This window comes from Billgrantia aerodenitrificans, from assembly GCF_021404405.1.
GTDB classification, from domain to species: domain Bacteria; phylum Pseudomonadota; class Gammaproteobacteria; order Pseudomonadales; family Halomonadaceae; genus Halomonas; species Halomonas aerodenitrificans.
On sequence record NZ_JABFTV010000009.1, the window covers coordinates 189804 to 207079 of the forward strand.

Genomic DNA, 17276 nt, shown 5'->3' on the forward strand with positions numbered 1-17276 from the left:
TTACACAGCCTCCTTCGGCTCGGTGTTGTGCTTCATCTTGAACTCGTTGGCCTCGACCTGTTCCGGGTGCATGCCGCGAATCGCCCAGATCAGCAGACCGATGATGAAGAACGCCGACGGCGGCAGCAGCAGCAGACCGTTGGGCACGTACCAGCCACCGTTCTGCACCGTCTCGAGCACGGTGAAGCCGAACACGCTGCCGGAGCCGAACAGCTCACGGACGAAGCCGACCAGCATCAGGATCAGGCCATAGCCCAGACCGTTGCCGATGCCGTCCAGGAACGACAGTCCCGGCGTGTTCTGCATGGCAAAGCCTTCGGCGCGCCCCATCACGATACAGTTGGTGATGATCAGGCCGACGAACACCGACAGCTGCTTGGACATCTCGTAGGCGAAGGCCTTGAGCACCTGATCCACCACGATGACCAACGAAGCGATGATGGTCATCTGCACGATGATGCGAATGGACGACGGAATGTGCTGACGAATCAGCGAGACGAACAGGTTCGAGAACGCACAGACGAAGATTACCGCCAGGGTCATGACCAGCGACACGCTCATGCTGGTGGTCACGGCCAGAGCCGAACAGATGCCAAGCACCTGCAGGGCGATGGGGTTGTTCCTCGTCAGCGGCGTCGTGAGAACGCTCTTGGGAGTAACGGCTGACATGATCGCTCCTTAAGCTTCAGCTTCGAGTTCGACATCGGCTTCCTGAGCTTCCTCCGGCTCGACTCCGGTACGGAATCTTGCCAGATACTCACCGAAGCCTTCCGGGCTCAGCCAGAACTGCAGCATATTGGTCACACCATTGGCGGTCAGGGTAGCACCTGACAGACCGTCCACCTGGTGATCGCCAGTGCCGCTGCCCCGCGCCACGCGAATGGCCGGGGTCACGCTCTCTTCGTCGGCGAAGATACGCTTGCCTTCCCACTGTGCCTGCCAGCGCGGGTTGTTGACTTCGGCGCCGAGTCCGGGCGTTTCGCTGTGCTCGTAATAGGTGATACCAACGATGGTGTTACCGTCGCCCTCGATGGACATGTAACCGCGCATCAGCCCCCACAGGCCCTGGCCGCGAATCGGCAGGATGATCTGATCGGGGTTCTCGGGGTCACCCACCAGATAGACGGTAGCGAAGTTCTCGACGCGGGTCAGCCCGGCGATATCGCGATCGCCCGACAGAGTACGACCGGTAGCCGGATCGCGAGCCGCCTGGAAGTGGTCGAAGGTCTCCGCATCGAACTCGTCGGTGTACTCACCGGTACGCATGTCCACCACACGCGGCGTGATCTCGGCAAAGGCCGCTTCCACGTCGATGCCCGGCTCGTGGAGATTGGCCACGCGCAGGATGTTGGTCTTGCGGTCGAGTTCCACGTTGAGCTGCTGCATGGGGCGCAGCGCCACCGCGGCGGTGGAGACGATGACGGAGCACACGATACAGAGTGCGAACGCCACCGTCAGAATCTTCTTGATGGAGTTGTTGCTCTGGGCCATCAGGCAGTCTCCTCGGCCGGCACACCGGTGCGCTGCATGCGGCGCTTGATGTTGGCCTGAACAAAGAAGTGGTCGATCAGCGGCGCAAACAGGTTGGCGAACAGAATCGCCAGCATGATTCCCTCGGGGAATGCCGGGTTCACCACGCGGATGAGCACCGTCATCACGCCGATCAGAGCGCCGAAGATCAGTCGTCCCTGGTTGGTCATGGAAGCCGATACCGGATCGGTGGCCATGAACACCATGCCGAAGGCGAATCCGCCGATCACCAGGTGCCAGTACCAAGGCATGGCGAACATCGGGTTGGTGTCGGAACCAATCAGGTTGAAGAGCGCACTGGTTGCGACCATGCCGAGGAACACCCCGAGCATGATTCGCCACGAGGCGATCTTGGTCCATAGCAATACCGCGGCCCCAAGGAATATCGCCAGCGTCGATACCTCACCCACCGAGCCGGGCACGAAGCCGATAAAGGCATCCCACCAGCTGTACTGGCTGGTCAGGTCGGCCATGCTCTCCTGGAAGGCAATGGACAGCGGAGTCGCACCGGTGAAGCCATCGGCGGCCACCCACACGGCATCGCCCGAGATCTGCGCCGGATAGGCGAAGTAGAGGAAGGCACGGCCGGTCAGCGCCGGGTTGAGGAAGTTCTTTCCGGTACCGCCGAAGATCTCCTTGCCGATCACTACACCGAAGGTGATGCCGAGCGCCACCTGCCACAGCGGGATGGTGGCCGGCAGAATCAGGGCGTAGAGAACCGAAGTGACGAAGAAGCCTTCGTTGACCTCGTGACCACGCTTGACGGCGAAGACCACTTCCCAGAACCCGCCGACCGCGAAGGTCACCAGGTAGATGGGCAGGAAGTAGGTCGCACCGAGCACGAAGTTGGCCCACAGGCTGTCCGGATTGTGGCCACCGGCCAGGGTCATGAGAATCGCTTCACGCCAGCCGCCCATGGAGGCGTAGCCGTCGGCGATCGCCACGTTGGCCATCCAGCCGGCATTCCACATGCCGAAGAACATGGCCGGGAAGGTACACAGCCACACGGTGATCATGATGCGTTTCAGGTCGACGCCGTCACGCACGTGGGCCGTGGTCTTGGTCACGCTTGGCGGAGCATAGAAGATGGTGTCCACTGCTTCGTAGAGCGGATACCACTTCTCGTACTTGCCACCCTTGTGGAAATGCGGTTCGAGATTGTCGAGCGTCTGTCGGATACCCATCATCAGGCCTCTTTCTCGATCATGGTGAGGTTGTCACGCAGGATGGGACCGTATTCATACTTGCCCGGGCACACGTAGGTGCACAGCGCCAGGTCCTCTTCATCCAGCTCCAAGCATCCGAGCTGCATGGCCACCTCGATGTCACCGACGATCAGCGAGCGCAGCAGCTGGGTCGGCAGAATATCCAACGGCATCACCTCCTCGTAGACGCCAACCGGCACCATGGCCCGCTCGGAGCCGTTGGTGGAGGTATTGGGCGCGTAGTTGGAGAGTCCCTTGAACTTCGACAGGTAGATGCCCAGCACCGAGTGGCGATTGACGCCCGGCGAGAGCCAGCCCATGAAGGCGCGCTTGTTGCCCTCTTCGAGCAGGGTCACCTGGTTGTGGAAGCGGCCCAGGTAGCGCAACCCGCCTTCCGCTGTGAATCCGGAGAACACCGAACCGGAGATCACCCGCGTACTCTCGGGTTGGAGGATTTCACCGGCCAACAGTTCCTCGGTGCTGGCACCGATTCGCGTACGCAGCAGTCGCGGCTTCTCGGCCCGCGGGCCGCCCACTGCCACCACGCGGCTGGTTTCGATCCGTCCTTCCGCGAACAGCTTGCCGAAGGCGATCACGTCCTGGTAACCGATGTGCCACACCTTCTTGTGCAGCGCGACCGGCGACAGGTAGTGAATGTGGGTCCCGACCAGGCCCGCCGGATGAGGACCGGCAAAGGTCTCGACCTGCACGCCCTTGACGTCGCCACCGGGAATCGGCGCATTGGGCGCGGTGCACAGGTACACCTTGCCATTGGTCAGCCGCGCCAGCACCTTGAGACCATCCTCGAACGCCTCGGGCTGTTCGTTGATGATATCGGCGGGATTCGGGCTCAGCGGATGCGTATCGACCGCGGTGACGAAGATGTCGGCCGGCACGCCGTCGATGGCCGGTGTGCGCGAGAAGGGACGCGTACGCAGCGCGGTCCACAGCCCCGACTCGACCAGTTGATCGACCACGACCTGGCGATCCAGGCTCTCGAGCCCGTTGCGGCCATGAGCCGTGAACTCGACAGCTTCTTCGTTCTCGTCGATCTTGATCACCACGGAAAGCAGCTTGCGCTTCTCGCCGCGGTTGATGGCAATGACCTCACCGGCCGCCGGGGCCGTGAAGCGTACGCCTTCGTTCTTCTTGTCGGTGAAGAGGAGTTGGCCCAGTTTCACCTTGTCCCCTTCCCGGACCTCCATGGTCGGCTTCATGCCGACGTAGTCGGTGCCCAGGATAGCCACGTGACGCACGGCTCGCGCATCCTCGATGCGCGGCTCGGGCGTCCCCATGATGGGGAGATCCAGGCCTTTCTTGACTTCGATCATAGTCTCGCCCAGTTGATGGATCGGAAATGCGAAGGAAAGGGGTTCGAATGGATTCGAATTCTTGTTGAGTTCAGTACGTTACCAGTCAGGCCCGAAGGCATTTCGGACCACCCCGAAAAAATCCCCAGCATTATAAAGACAAGCGCGACCAAAGGCCACACGACCTAAGGTCGCAAAAGGGGTAACGAAGCCGCTCGGCGCCTGCCTCGAGAAGGGTTCAAAAGGCGTTGAAAGGCGCTCGTTTCATGAAGTTCAAGCAGCCTCGAAGGCGACGGCCGGCACCTGGGCGGTACCGGCCGACGTGAAATGAAGGTGACTCAGGTCAGAAATTCCCGACCCATCGGGTCGGGAATTCGGCTGTGTCGCCTGACTCAAGCCTGAGCGCGGGGCAGCTTGAGGAAATGCACGTTGGAGATGTGCTGCAGGATACGCACCACCTGGCAGCTGTAGCCGAACTCGTTGTCGTACCAGACATACAGCACCGCCTGCCTGCCGTTGGCGATGGTCGCCTTGGCGTCGACGATACCGGCATGGCGGTTGCCGACGAAATCGGACGACACCACCTCGGGCGAGTCGACGTAGTCGATCTGCTTCTGGTAGGAGGAGTCGATCGACATGCGGCGCAGGTAGTCGTTGAGCGCCTCGGCATCGGTCTCGCGGCCCAGGGTCAGGTTGAGGATGGCCATGGAGACGTTGGGGATCGGCACCCGAATCGCGTTGCCGGTCAGCTTGCCGCCCAGTTCGGGCAGCGCCTTGGCCACCGCCTTGGCAGCACCGGTCTCGGTCAGCACCATGTTGAGCGGCGCGCTGCGACCGCGGCGATCGCCCTTGTGGTAGTTGTCGATCAGGTTCTGGTCGTTGGTGTAGGCATGCACCGTCTCGACGTGGCCGGTCTCGATGCCGTACTCGTCGTTGAGCACCTTGAGCACCGGCACGATGGCGTTGGTGGTACACGAAGCCGCCGAGAGAATGGTGTCGTCCGCGGCAATGTCGCCGTGGTTGATGCCGAACACGATGTTCTTGATGTCGCCCTTGCCCGGCGCGGTGAGCAGCGCCTTGGACACGCCCTTGCACTCTAGGTGCTGGCCCAGGCCTGCCTCGTCGCGCCAGATGCCGGTGTTGTCGACCACCACGGCGTTGTCGATGCCATAGGCGGTATAGTCGATGTCGCTCGGCTTGTCGGCGTATATCACCTGGATGACGTTGCCGTTGGCGGTGATGGTACGCGCCTCGTAGTCGACGCTGATGGTACCGTCGAAGGGCCCGTGGACGGAGTCGCGGCGCAGCAGGCTGGCACGCTTCTCGAGGTCCTTGGCGATGTCGCCACGGCCGCGCACGACGATGGCGCGCAGGCGCAGCAGGTTGCCACCGCCGGCCTTTTCCACCAGCACCCGCGCCAGCAGGCGACCGATACGGCCGAAGCCGTAGAGCACCACGTCCTTGGACTGACCGTTGTTGCCGCTGGAGTCGTGGCCATCGACGATCTCGGCGAGCTCTTCACGCAGGAAGGCCTTGGCGTCACCGCCGCCACGCTTCTTGAAGGCCACACCCAGCTTGCCCACGTCGACGTGAGCCGGACCCAGGTTGAGCTCGGTCATGGCCTGGACGAGCGGCAGGGTATCCTGCACCGAGAGTTCGGTGCCCTCAACCTTCCTGACGAAACGATGGTCCTTCAGGATACGGATCACCGAGCGATTGAACAGCGAGCGCCCGTAAAGGGTGGTGACCACGTTGTTGTGACGATACAGACTGCCGATCAGGGGGATCATCTGCTCGGCAAGCGCCTGATTGTCGTGCCATTCCTGGAAGACGGTCTCGAGGGGTTGCTGACTCACGTGAAGCCTCTCTGGTAATCGGGAATTCCTGTTCATTATCCCGTCCGGGCTCGTGGGGGGCAATCGCAGGATGGTCGCAGGTGCTGTAGGGGTATTACAGAAAACACAGGTTGACTACAAGCGCCGCATCGGGCTGGTATGATCCAACACCGACCACAGGCCGCCGTTCCATTCGGCATGGCGAATGCCGCAAAGGCCGCACACACGAACGACGATACGTCTCGACGCCATCATGCCCAAATTCTCGCTGCTCGACCCGCCCCGCCCCGCCGGGATCCGCGAAACCCTCTACTGGCAAACGCCGCCCGGCAGCGCGGCTGCGCTGGCGCTGGCTCATCTGGCCGACGATGAGCCGCTGCTGGTCATCACCCCGGATACCGCCAGCGCCCAGCGGCTCGAGGACGACCTGCGCTTCTACGCCAACGTACCGGTGCTGCCCTTCCCCGACTGGGAAACGCTGCCCTATGACAGCTTCTCGCCGCACCAGGACATCGTCTCGGAACGCCTGCGCACGCTTCGACGGCTGCAGGACGGCGAGCACGGCATCGTGCTGGTACCGATCAACACGCTCATGCAGCGCCTGCCGCCGGTGGACTACATCGCCGGCCGGGTGCTCACCCTCGAGGTGGGCATGCGGCTCGATCGCGAAGGCTTTCGCGACAGCCTGTCACGGGCCGGCTACCGGTCCGTGGAGACGGTCTACGAACCCGGCGAGTACGCCCTGCGCGGCGCCTTGATCGACCTCTACCCCATGGGCAGCGAGAGCCCGCTGCGCATCGACCTGTTCGACGACGAGATCGACACCTTGCGCCGCTTCGATCCCGACACCCAGCGCAGCCAGGACAAGGTCGAGCGGGTCGAACTGCTGCCCGCTCATGAGTATTCCCTGTCGCGCAGCGCCATCGCCTGCTTCCGCGAAGGCTTCGAGACACTGTTCGACGTCGACCCGCGCCAATGTCCGCTCTATGTTGACGCCCTGAAGGGCATCCCCTCACCCGGGCTGGAGCAGTACCTGCCGCTGTTCTTCGAAGAGACGGCGACCCTGTTCGAGCACCTGGCCGAGGGTACCCGAGTGGCTCTGCTGCCCGACGTCTTCAGCGCCGCCGAGCATCACTGGGCCGCCATCGAGAGCCGCTATGAGAACCTCGGCGTCGACCCGACCCGGCCGCTACTGCCGCCCCACCGCGCCTTCGTTCCGGTCGCGGAGATTTTCGCCGCCATCAAACGCCACCCGCGCGTCGAGCTGAGTGACGACCCAGAACAGCGACATGCCCACCCAGGTGCCGTGCAGGCACTACCGCAAGTGGCGGTCAACGCCCGCGCCAGGAAGCCACTGGCGGCGCTCGAGCACTTTCTCGCCGAGCATGGCGACACCCGGGTGCTGTTCGTCGCCGAGTCGCGCGGCCGCCGCGAGGCTCTGGAAGAGACGCTCGCCCCGCTGCAGCTGACGTTGCCCCATGTCGCCGGCTTCAATGCCTTTCAAGCCAGCACGGCACGACTGGCCGTCACCGAAGGCGAGCTCAGCGCCGGGCTGTGGCTGGAGCAGCCCGATCTCGCCGTGATCAGCGAGACGGAGCTGTTCGGCGACGTGGTGCGTCAGAGCCGCCGCCGCGAGAAGGCCACCGACATGGGCGAACTGGCCATTCGCCACCTTGCCGAGCTGCGCCCCGGCGCCCCGGTGGTACATCAGACCCACGGCGTGGGCCGCTACCGCGGCCTGGAACTGATCGAGGCCGGCGGTCAGGCGGCAGAGTTCGTGGCGCTCGAGTACGCCGACGGCGCCAAGCTCTACGTGCCGGTGGACAACTTGCATCTGATCTCGCGCTACGCCGGTGCCGACGACGAACTCGCCCCGCTGCACCGACTGGGCTCCGAACAGTGGGACAAGGCGCGACGCAAGGCCGCGGAGAAGATTCGCGACACCGCCGCCGAGCTGCTCGACGTCTACGCCCGCCGCGAGGCCCGGGAAGGCTTCGCCTGCGCCCTGCCCGACGAGGAGTATGCCCGCTTCTCCGCCACCTTCCCGTTCGAGGAGACCCCCGATCAGCGCGCCGCCATCGCCGCCGTGATCGGCGACATGACCGCCCCTCGCCCGATGGATCGCGTGGTGTGCGGCGACGTCGGCTTCGGCAAGACCGAGGTCGCCATGCGCGCGGCCTTCCTCGCCGTGCATTCGGGGCGTCAGGTGGTGGTCCTGGTGCCCACTACCCTGCTGGCCCGCCAGCACTTCGAGAACTTCCGCGACCGTTTCGCCGATACCGCGGTGCAGATCGAGCTGATCTCTCGCTTCACCGCCGGCAAGGGCCAGGCTGAGTCACTCGCGCGCATCGAGAGCGGCAAGGCCGACATCGTGATCGGCACCCACAAGCTGCTGTCGAAGTCGATGAAGCTGCCCAACATGGGCCTGCTGATCATCGACGAGGAGCACCGCTTCGGCGTCGCCCAGAAGGAGCGACTCAAGGAGCTGCGTGCCGAGGTCGACATCCTCACGCTCACCGCCACCCCGATACCGCGCACGCTCAATATGGCCATGAGCGGCATCCGCGACCTGTCGATCATCGCCACGCCGCCGGCCCGCCGCCTGTCGGTGAAGACCTTCGTCCAGCAGCGCGACGAGTCGATCATCAAGGAGGCGATGCTGCGCGAGATCTTGCGCGGCGGCCAGGTCTACTACCTGCACAACGAGGTCAAGACCATCGAGACCGCCGCCGAGACGATCCGCTCGCTGGTGCCGGAAGCGCGTGTCGCGGTGGCCCACGGCCAGCTCCCCGAACGCGCCCTGGAGCGCGTCATGTCGGACTTCTACCACAAGCGCTACAACGTGCTGGTGTGCTCCACCATCATCGAGACCGGCATCGACGTGCCTAGTGCCAACACCATCGTCATCGAACGCGCCGACAAGTTCGGCCTGGCGCAGTTGCACCAACTGCGCGGTCGCGTCGGGCGAAGCCACCATCAGGCCTATGCCTACTTGCTCGCTCCGCCGCCCCGCGCCATGACCAAGGACGCCGTCAAGCGCCTTGAGGCCATCGCTGCCGCCGACGACCTCGGCGCCGGCTTCACCCTGGCCAGCCACGACATGGAGATCCGCGGCGCCGGGGAGCTGCTCGGCGAGGAGCAGAGCGGCCAGATGGAGGCCATCGGCTACACGCTCTACATGGAGATGCTGGATCGCGCCGTGGCTGCCATTCGCGCCGGTAAGACGCCCAACATCGAAACCCCGCTGAACGAAGGGGTCGAGGTCAGCCTCAACCTGCCGGCGCTGATTCCCGACGACTATCTGCCCGACGTGCAGCAGCGCCTGGTGATGTACAAGCGCATCGCGAGCGCCGCCGACGAGGCCGAGCTGAAGGAGCTGCAGGTGGAGATGATCGACCGCTTCGGCCTGCTGCCAGCGCCGGTCAAGACCCTGATGCGCCAGACCCGACTGCGTCAGCGCGCCGAACGGCTGGGCATCGTGCGTCTCGAGGCCGGCACCGAACGCGGAAGGATGATCTTCGGCGGCCAGACCCGGGTCGATCCGCTGGTACTGGTCAAGCTCATTCAGGCCGAGCCGCAGCGCTATCGGCTCGACGGCGCCGACACCTTGCGCTTCGAAGCGACCATGGACAAGGAGGAAGGGCGCTTCCAGACCGTGGAGCAGCTGCTCGACGTACTCAACCGCAAGGCCCAGGCCGCTTGAGCGGCAACGCCAGGGTCCACGCAAGAAGCACGCCAGGACTCCCGCATCGCGCGGGAACGCTATACTATGCGTAGGTGTCCAATCGCAGCCTTGACACGAACCCGGCGCCAAGAACCGAAAGGCGCGTGACCGTTGCCGAATGACGTGGCATGTCTGGAGACATGCCACGCGTTGGCGACTTTATGACGAGAACATGACGTAAATGAAGAACCCGACACTGGCCAGGCGTATCGGCCTTGGCGTTGCCCTGTTCAGTCTTGCCGCCCTGTTGGCAACGGCAACGGTTGCCGACGAGAGTTCGAACGGCACCCGAGAGTTGCCCCGCGGCCATTTTCACCTGCCCGAAGCGGGTAACGTGATCGGCGAAGCCTATACCGTCGTCGTCGAAGAGGGTGAAACCCTGCTCGACATAGGCCGCCGCCACAACGCCGGCTACGAAGAGATGCGCATGGCGAATCCCGACGTCAGCATCTGGGCTCCCCAGGCCGGCACCGAGGTGGTGATCCCAGCCCAGCACATCCTGCCGGATGCTCCGCGCGAAGGTATCGTGGTCAATCTCTCCGAACTGCGCCTGTACTACTACTCGCGCCCCGGCATCGTCGAAACCTACCCGATCAGCATCGGCCGCGACGGCTTTGCCACACCGGTGGGTGTAACCCGCACCACCGTCAAGGTCAAGGACCCGCACTGGTCGCCGCCCCGCTCCATGCGCGAGGAAGCCGCGGCACGTGGCGAGCCGCCGCCCGCCGTGGTACCGCCCGGCCCCGACAACCCCCTGGGCCGCCACGCCATCCTGCTGGGTCTGCCGAGCTATCTGATTCACGGCACCAACATGCCCGACGGCGTCGGCATGCGTGCCAGCCGCGGCTGTATCCGCATGTACCCGGAGGACATCGAGTCGCTCTACGAGCGCGTTCCCAGCGGCACTCAGGTGAACATCATCGATCAGCCGTTCAAGGTGGCCTGGTCGGCGGATGGCGTGCTCTACGCGCAGTCCTTCCCGCAGCTCGAAGAGAACCAGGGCACCTTCGAGCCGATCATCAACGCCATGGAAGTCCTGGCCAACGCCTTCGGTGAGGAACGCCCGCCGGTAGACTACGCCCAACTGCGTCGCGTGGTGGAAAATCCCGACGGTCGTCTGGTCTCGCTGCTGCGTGTCGCCGAAGAGGAGCCGACTCCTGCCGCCCCGCAGCACGACAGCCTCGACAACGGAATCTTCTCCGAGATCGAACTCGGCCAGCTTTCCGGCCTCTTCACGGAGCTGGAAGCCTACCGCCGCTAGGCCTTCGCCCCACTGCCGACGGCAAGCGCACCACGCCGTCGGCGGCATCCGCTCCATGCCCACTTCACGAAGCCAATGCCCACGAACGAGAAAACCCCGCCGAGGCGGGGTTTTCTCGTTGCAGAACCGCCATCACCCGAGGGTGATGATGGCCCCAGCAGAATTACTTCTGCATGGAGCGCTGGAACATACGGTTCATTTCTTCGCGGTTCTGCTCGGACATCTGCAGAGCCGCCTGGGCGTCACGCTGCGCCTGGTTGGCAGTGTTTTGCGCCTGAGTAGCGATGCTGCGAGCTTCTGCAGCGTCCGCCTGAGCGGCTTCAGCAGTCTGGCGAACTTCGTCCAGAGCAGCGTTGGTAGCACAACCAGCCAGGATGGCCATAGAAGCAGCAGCGGCGGTCAGCTTCAGGGTGGTCTTCAGAGTCATGATGTTCTCCTTGAGTCTTCCTTGGTACTGCACAGGTTAGTACAGCGGCGTTGATGATGCCTGTGATCCAGGCTTTTCCTGCTCAATGCAGGATTCTTGCAGCGACTGCTGCCAAGCACAGGAGTCAAACGCTGTTTTATAATACCCTACGGCGCTTGTCCATAGCTCGAAACGTCCCTTGCGTATCTTGAGCCTAGCGGATGACGACGCGAGTGCCAATGTCGATTAGCTCGGAAAGCCTCTCGATCTCCGCGTCGGTTACCGCCACACACCCCTGAGTCCAGTGATAACTAGCATGAACCTCCGGGTCTGCCCTACCGAGGCCATGGATTCCGATGAAGCCCCCCAGCACTGTCTGCTGGGGCGGATACCCGTGACGCCGATAGTAGGCGAAATAATCTGCGTAATCCTGCTCCGTGTAAAGCCCTGTTTCCAACGCAGTACGCGCATGGGACGGCGTAGGATAGTCGATGCCGATGAAGATATGCCACTGACTTTCCCAATTAAAGCGATTGACGCGGAATTCACCCTTCGGCGTGACGTTGCCTCCGTAGGTGCGCATCGTGCTGGCACCGGAGCGACCCAGCGAGACAGGAGCGAAGCGCTCGAGCAGGGCGTTGCCCCGATAGACGCTCAGCGAGGATTCCCTATCGTCGACCAGCACCCATATCTCGCTGTCATGGCGAGGCGTGGGTGCGCGCGACAGAATGGTCTCGATCAGGCTTGCATGGGCTTCGCGCCCCGTCAGCAGAGCGAAGGGGGCCAGCAAGGCCAACTGGCCAAAGCGACGGCGGGAAACGGATCTCATCGACTCCTCACGGCAGGTCGGTTCGTTAGCGTTTTATAACGTATCCCGCTTCGACTGTCAGTCCACTTAACGTAACCGAACATTGCATCCATGACGCCGGTCAATGGCCTTCGTGCAAGCAAGCCTCTAGGCTCACAGACAGGTTTATCGTCATTAGCCACGGAGCCCACCCATGCCCGCTCAGCCCGGAAGCTCTCGCCCGCCCCGCCACGCCCAGCTCGCGACCACCGAGCAGAGCCCCGATTTCGCCGCCTGGGCCCAGGGGGTGGGTATGATCTCCCATGGCCCCGCCACTCAGGCGGCCATCGCTAGCCTGCTGGAACGCCATGCCCCCACCGCCGAACTCAGACGCACCTGGCTGGCCAAGCTGCGAGCCGCCGACCGGCTGGCCAACATGGGAATGTGGCTGGTGGCCCACATGACCTACGCGCAGCGCGTACGGCTGGATGGTGAGCCGCTCGTCGAAGGGGATTTCAAACCCCGGCCGGAAGGACACACCGGTGGCGCCCTCAACATGGTGCCCGCCTACGTCGGCTATCTCACTGCCAACAGCTTGACCTGCCTGACCCGCAGCTGGCTGATGGGGCAAGGTCACTGTGTGGCCGCCATCGATGCACTCAACGTGCTGGTGAACAATATGGGACCTGCCCACGCGGCTCGCTATGCGCTCAGCGACGAGGGCCTGACGCGGCTGGTCAACGATTTCTACCACTGCGGGGTCGATGCCGACGGTCATCCCGTCTCCCCTCTCGGCAGCCACGTCAACGCCCACACGGCGGGTGGCCTGAGCGAAGGCGGGTATCTCGGCTTTGCGGGCCTACAGTATGTGCACATGCCTCTTGCGCACCAGAATCTTGTGGCCTTTCTCAGCGATGGCGCCTTCGAGGAGCAACGCGGGAGCGACTGGGTACCGCGCTGGTGGCGAGCCGAGGACAGCGGCTCGATCGTGCCGGTGATGATCGCCAATGGCCGCCGTATCGATCAGCGTACGACCATGAGCCAGTCGGGCGGCACCCACTGGTTCGAGGAGCATCTGATGCTCAATGGCTTCGCGCCGCTGACCATCGATGGCCGGGACCCCGCCGCCTTCGCCTGGGCGATCATCACTGCCGAAACGGAACTGGCCGAACAGGTGGCTGCCCTGGAAGCGGGACACGGCCGCTACCCCCTACGCCTGCCCTATGTCATCGCCGAAACGGTAAAGGGCTACGGCTTTCCAGGCGCCGGCACCAATGCAGCGCATAATCTCCCGCTGCTCGCCAGCCCGGCCGAAGATGGCTCGGCTCGCGAGCGCTTCAATGCAGGCGCTGCCGCGCTCCACGTGCCGCTAGCCGAACTGCGCCAGGCGATCGATACACTCAACGATCACACTACGAGCCAACGCCCCAAGGAGCGCAATCACGAGCTGGCCGTCGCCGTGACGCCGCTACCCACCGCCCCACTGCTGCCGACCTTCATGCCAGGCCAATCCGTCTCCCCCATGGCAGCCATTGATGAAACCTTCAAGCGCCTCGTGCTGGCCAACCCCGAGCTGCGGGTGCGGGTGGGAAATCCCGATGAGATGCGCAGCAACCGGCTCGACCAGACCCTGGACCTGCTAAAGCACCGGGTGACCGACCCGGAACCGGGCGTCGCCGAGGCCCTCGACGGCTCGGTGATCACTGCCCTCAACGAAGAAGCGGTGGTGTGTGCGGCACTGGCCAACAAGCAAGGCCTGAACCTGGTGGCATCGTACGAGGCCTTTGCCGTCAAGATGCTGGGTGCCATGCGCCAGGAGATCATCTTTGCCCGTCATCAGCACGAAGTCGGCCTCGAGCCGGGCTGGCTGACGGTGCCGCTGCTGGCCAGCTCCCACACCTGGGAGAACGGCAAGAACGAACAGTCGCACCAGGATCCGACGCTGTGCGAAGCCTGGCTGGGTGAAATGGACGACGTGGCGCCGACGCTGTTCCCGGTCGATGCGCCAAGCGCGGCCTATGCGCTGCGAGAGCTTTACCGCTCACGCGGCCGCATTGCACTAGCGGTGGTAGCGAAGAACCCCGTGCCGGTAGTGCTCGATGAAGAGCAGGCCAGGCGCCTCTACGAGGACGGCATAATCTGCCTGCACGATACGGCGGCTCCACGTGTCCAGCTGTTCGCGATAGGCGCCTACCAGTTGATCGAGATGCAGCGTGCCCTGGCAAGGCTGACCCTGGCGGGAGTCGAGGCCAGCCTTTATGTGATTCAGGAGCCCGGCAAGCTGCGCGAGGCCAGGGACGAACGAGAGGCGACCGCCACCCTCGGCCAGTGCCGGCTCAGCCAACTGGTGCCGCCTACCCATGCCAGGGTCTTCCTCGCGCACTGTCGCCCCGAGCCGTTGTGCGGCGTGCTGCGCCCGCTCGACACCGGCAGCGGTTCACGTTTTCTTGGCTATCGCAACCGCGGCGGCACGCTGGATACCTTCGGCATGCTTTATGCCAATCGCGCTACCTGGGGCCATGTGTTGGAGGCCGTCAGCGAAGTGGCAAATCTCGAACTCGAGGCCCTGCTCGATGAACCGGAGCGCCTGGCACTTGCCGGCGAAGGCGATCCCCAGGCGCTGCGCTGAAGCGTTCGGCACTGCGCTTATCGGCAAGCGCAGCGCCTTAGGCTTTGTACGAAAAGTCGGCGAGCGATGGCCAGACAAGGCAAAAATTGGCGAAAAGACGGAGTTTACGAAGTGTAAATGAGTACTTTGAGCCGATTTTTAACGCCGTATGGGCGAGCGCAGACAGTTTTCGTACAGAGCCTAGCCTCAGGCCGACAGGAAGGCCCCCATACGAAACACTTCCCGTAGGCTGGTGATGCCCGACTCGGCCTTGGCCAGACCGTCGGCCAGCATCAGTGTCACGCCGCGCTTCAGCAAGTGCCGGCGCAGCTCGGCCTCATCGGCATGGCGCAGGATTCGGGCATGATCCTCAGGGGTGAGCTGCCAGATCTCGAACACCCCGATGCGACCGCGATAGCCGAGGCCGTCGCAGCTTGAGCAGCCCGATGCGCTCCAGGTCAGCTCCGGCACTGCCAGGCCTATCGCCGCCAACCACTCCCGCTCGCGACGCTCAGGTGACACCTGCTTCCGACAGTGCGGGCATAGCCGCCGCACCAAGCGCTGGGCGATGACCAGGCCAAGATTGGCGCTGATCTCACTGTCGCCGAGCCCCATCTGACGCATGGAGGTCACCACGCCCACCGCATCGCGACTGTGCAGGGTCCCCATCAGCGAGCGTCCGCTGCTGGTCACGTTCAGCGCCGCAAAGGCAGACTCGCGATCGCGAATCTCACCGATAAGAACGTAATCGGGGTCGAGACGCAGCAAGGAACGGGTACCGCTGGCAAAATCGAGGCCATGATCCGGATCGACCTGAATCTGATTGATGCCCTCGATACCGTACTCGACGGGATTTTCCAGCGTGACCACATGGCTGTCGGAGAGGCGCAACTGGCCGAGCAGCGTATAGAGCGTGGTGGTCTTGCCGGCACCGGTCGGCCCGGCCACCAGCAGCATGCTGCCCGTGGCATCCATCCAGCGCCTGATGCCCAGCGCGCCTTCCTCACCGATGCCCAGCCCGGCCGTATCTTCATATGCCTGTGGCGGTGACAGAAAGCGTACGGCCAGCTTCTCCCCCGCGACACAGTGCACGGCGGTAACGCGAAGCGAGCGCTCCTCCGCCGGGCTCTCTGCGTGGAACCAGTGGAAACTGCCCTCCGCAGTGGCCAGCGAGGGTACCGGGTTGAGCTTGGCAAGCACCTTGAACTGGTTGACCAGACGCGCACCCTGCGTCAGATCCACATGTAGTGCCTCGACGATGCGTCCATCGATGCGCAGACGAATGCGGTATCCCCGCCGCTCGGGGTCCAGATGGATATCGCTGGCTCTGGCCTGCTGGGCATCATCGAGCAGCGCATGCGCCTCCAGCGTATTGCCGCTCGGCAACGGCTCTGCCTCGAGCAGCGCCAGCAAGGCAGGCAGCAGCTGATGCCGGAAGCTCTCCTCGGACACGGCGTTTCCTCCCTGATTGGTCCATGCGCCATATCGCGCCGAAGCACGACCGCTGCAGGAAGTCTAGCTCAGGTAAGGTTCGCCACACGGAAAAGGCCTCATCACGCAGTGAGCCCCGGCAGTTCGACTGCCGGGGCTCACTTGGCTACTGCGAGGTCACCTGCCCCGGCGACAGCGCTCTAGGCGTGGGATTCAACGGTGAAGATGCTCTGCAGCTTGTGCTTCTTGCCGTAGATGTGCACCGTGGTCTCGTCGAAGGGAAAGCGGTCGCGATACTGACTGCCATTGTTGAACCTGGGCTTGTGCGCGTTGATCATCGCCGCCGTCAACCGCTCGCGATTGGGATGCCCCACCAGTCCCACGGCATACCAGAGCTCCTCACCCGGCTGCAGGAAGGCCGCCCACTTGTCGTGATCAGGATGATGCTCCAGACCATAGCGGGCACTGCGGTGCTCGCCCACATAGAGCAGCTCTTGCACATCCATCTCATTGGTTTCCGGGTCGCGGGCGGCGCGGAAGACACAGAAGAAGCCCGACTCATCCGGCGTGTCGTGCAACTGCTCGCGCGTCCAGTAGCCCAGCACCTTGGGGGAGAGTAGCTGTTCCGACATGGGTGACCTCCTCAGTAATCTTCCAGTCGTTGCATGTCGCGGGCGATGCGCCGCACCTCGGCTTCATGCCCCGAGGCCAAGGCCTCGAAGAAGCCTTTCTCGCCGCTGCCGCCGGCCAGCTCGGCACGGTGGGCGTAGAGATCCTGAAGCGTCCGGTGCGCAGTCAGCGCCGTGGCCAACACGTCCTGCACACTCTTACCATCGACGCCATCCGGCAAACGTTCAAGTACCGGTGCATGAGGAAAATCGTTGGGATCGTCGAACCAGGCTTCCAGCACGCTGCGGTGATCGCTGCCGTCATCGAGATAACCCAGCAGATCGCCTTGCAGCTTACGCTCGCGTTGGGCCAGGTATTCGAGCGCCATCTTGACCCGCTCATCGTCCCCTGAGGCTGCCAGGCGAGCATACTGATCGGCCAGACGGGCATGATAGTCCGCGGCCCAATCGACCAGCTCCTTGACTTGATGAAAGCGCATGGGCATTTCCTCCCGAACCTCCGCCAGCCACGCCGACCGGCTCTCTTGCTTTCATCCTAGCCAAAGCCGGG

Annotated in this window: 13 protein-coding genes; 3 read left to right on the forward strand and 10 right to left on the reverse strand. The window is 63.7% G+C overall.

Translation table 11 applies throughout. The features are described 5' to 3' along the window. The 5 genes from HOP59_RS17440 to HOP59_RS17460 all read right to left on the reverse strand — a co-directional run bounded on the left by HOP59_RS17440 (position 1) and on the right by HOP59_RS17460 (position 5901). Positions 1-669, reverse strand: coding sequence for an NADH:ubiquinone reductase (Na(+)-transporting) subunit D (locus HOP59_RS17440; RefSeq protein WP_010629073.1), 669 nt, complete (start codon positions 667-669; stop codon positions 1-3). A 9-nt stretch (positions 670-678) separates the two neighbouring features. Further along, complete coding sequence (locus tag HOP59_RS17445) at positions 679-1491, reverse strand: Na(+)-translocating NADH-quinone reductase subunit C (protein ID WP_010629074.1); 813 nt, start codon at positions 1489-1491, stop codon at positions 679-681. Beyond that, complete coding sequence (locus tag HOP59_RS17450) at positions 1491-2717, reverse strand: NADH:ubiquinone reductase (Na(+)-transporting) subunit B (protein WP_010629075.1); 1227 nt, start codon at positions 2715-2717, stop codon at positions 1491-1493. The genes HOP59_RS17445 and HOP59_RS17450 overlap by 1 nt, the downstream gene beginning before the upstream one ends. Further along, positions 2717-4066 carry a Na(+)-translocating NADH-quinone reductase subunit A gene (locus HOP59_RS17455; protein WP_234254799.1) on the reverse strand — a complete coding sequence of 450 codons (1350 nt, stop codon included), beginning with the start codon at positions 4064-4066 and terminating at the stop codon, positions 2717-2719. The genes HOP59_RS17450 and HOP59_RS17455 overlap by 1 nt, the downstream gene beginning before the upstream one ends. A gap of 371 nt (positions 4067-4437) precedes the next feature. After that, the gene (locus tag HOP59_RS17460) at positions 4438-5901 is read right to left on the reverse strand and encodes a glyceraldehyde-3-phosphate dehydrogenase (protein WP_234254800.1); all 1464 of its coding nucleotides are present in this window, start codon (positions 5899-5901) and stop codon (positions 4438-4440) included. A 232-nt stretch (positions 5902-6133) separates the two neighbouring features. Between HOP59_RS17460 and mfd the strand changes: the two genes are divergently transcribed. Together mfd and HOP59_RS17470 are read left to right on the forward strand one after the other, a co-directional pair. Beyond that, entirely contained in the window at positions 6134-9583 is a 3450-nt protein-coding gene (gene mfd, locus HOP59_RS17465) for a transcription-repair coupling factor (protein ID WP_234254801.1), read from the forward strand. Between the two features lie 202 nt (positions 9584-9785). Beyond that, the gene (locus tag HOP59_RS17470) at positions 9786-10865 is read left to right on the forward strand and encodes a L,D-transpeptidase family protein (RefSeq protein ID WP_234254802.1); all 1080 of its coding nucleotides are present in this window, start codon (positions 9786-9788) and stop codon (positions 10863-10865) included. Positions 10866-11028: 163 nt separating this feature from the next. Here the strand turns inward: HOP59_RS17470 and HOP59_RS17475 are convergent, their stop codons facing one another. Together HOP59_RS17475 and HOP59_RS17480 are read right to left on the reverse strand one after the other, a co-directional pair. Then, complete coding sequence (locus HOP59_RS17475; RefSeq protein ID WP_010629080.1) at positions 11029-11292, reverse strand: Lpp/OprI family alanine-zipper lipoprotein; 264 nt, start codon at positions 11290-11292, stop codon at positions 11029-11031. A gap of 193 nt (positions 11293-11485) precedes the next feature. Then, the gene (locus tag HOP59_RS17480; RefSeq protein WP_010629081.1) at positions 11486-12100 is read right to left on the reverse strand and encodes a L,D-transpeptidase family protein; all 615 of its coding nucleotides are present in this window, start codon (positions 12098-12100) and stop codon (positions 11486-11488) included. Between the two features lie 172 nt (positions 12101-12272). On the opposite strand from HOP59_RS17480, the gene HOP59_RS17485 reads away from it, so the two are divergent. Further along, positions 12273-14687 carry a phosphoketolase family protein gene (locus tag HOP59_RS17485; protein ID WP_234254803.1) on the forward strand — a complete coding sequence of 805 codons (2415 nt, stop codon included), beginning with the start codon at positions 12273-12275 and terminating at the stop codon, positions 14685-14687. A gap of 186 nt (positions 14688-14873) precedes the next feature. Here the strand turns inward: HOP59_RS17485 and HOP59_RS17490 are convergent, their stop codons facing one another. The 3 genes from HOP59_RS17490 to HOP59_RS17500 all read right to left on the reverse strand — a co-directional run bounded on the left by HOP59_RS17490 (position 14874) and on the right by HOP59_RS17500 (position 17205). Beyond that, positions 14874-16118 carry a GspE/PulE family protein gene (locus tag HOP59_RS17490; RefSeq protein ID WP_234254804.1) on the reverse strand — a complete coding sequence of 415 codons (1245 nt, stop codon included), beginning with the start codon at positions 16116-16118 and terminating at the stop codon, positions 14874-14876. Between the two features lie 179 nt (positions 16119-16297). Continuing rightward, on the reverse strand, positions 16298-16729 hold the full coding sequence (locus tag HOP59_RS17495) for a hypothetical protein (RefSeq protein ID WP_010629084.1): 432 nt from the start codon (positions 16727-16729) through the stop codon (positions 16298-16300). Positions 16730-16740: 11 nt separating this feature from the next. Beyond that, positions 16741-17205, reverse strand: coding sequence for a 2-hydroxyacyl-CoA dehydratase (locus tag HOP59_RS17500; RefSeq protein WP_234254805.1), 465 nt, complete (start codon positions 17203-17205; stop codon positions 16741-16743). Positions 17206-17276: the final 71 nt, after the last annotated feature.

What these genes read in the sequence shown, in the direction of transcription:
- HOP59_RS17440 (WP_010629073.1), bottom strand. Translation starts at nt 669, where the DNA reads ATGTCAGCCGTTACTCCCAAGAGCGTTCTCACGACGCCGCTGACGAGG.
- HOP59_RS17445 (WP_010629074.1), bottom strand. Translation starts at nt 1,491, where the DNA reads ATGGCCCAGAGCAACAACTCCATCAAGAAGATTCTGACGGTGGCGTTC.
- HOP59_RS17450 (WP_010629075.1), bottom strand. Translation starts at nt 2,717, where the DNA reads ATGATGGGTATCCGACAGACGCTCGACAATCTCGAACCGCATTTCCAC.
- HOP59_RS17455 (WP_234254799.1), bottom strand. Translation starts at nt 4,066, where the DNA reads ATGATCGAAGTCAAGAAAGGCCTGGATCTCCCCATCATGGGGACGCCC.
- mfd (WP_234254801.1), top strand. Translation starts at nt 6,134, where the DNA reads ATGCCCAAATTCTCGCTGCTCGACCCGCCCCGCCCCGCCGGGATCCGC.
- HOP59_RS17470 (WP_234254802.1), top strand. Translation starts at nt 9,786, where the DNA reads ATGAAGAACCCGACACTGGCCAGGCGTATCGGCCTTGGCGTTGCCCTG.
- HOP59_RS17475 (WP_010629080.1), bottom strand. Translation starts at nt 11,292, where the DNA reads ATGACTCTGAAGACCACCCTGAAGCTGACCGCCGCTGCTGCTTCTATG.
- HOP59_RS17480 (WP_010629081.1), bottom strand. Translation starts at nt 12,100, where the DNA reads ATGAGATCCGTTTCCCGCCGTCGCTTTGGCCAGTTGGCCTTGCTGGCC.
- HOP59_RS17485 (WP_234254803.1), top strand. Translation starts at nt 12,273, where the DNA reads ATGCCCGCTCAGCCCGGAAGCTCTCGCCCGCCCCGCCACGCCCAGCTC.
- HOP59_RS17495 (WP_010629084.1), bottom strand. Translation starts at nt 16,729, where the DNA reads ATGTCGGAACAGCTACTCTCCCCCAAGGTGCTGGGCTACTGGACGCGC.
- HOP59_RS17500 (WP_234254805.1), bottom strand. Translation starts at nt 17,205, where the DNA reads ATGCGCTTTCATCAAGTCAAGGAGCTGGTCGATTGGGCCGCGGACTAT.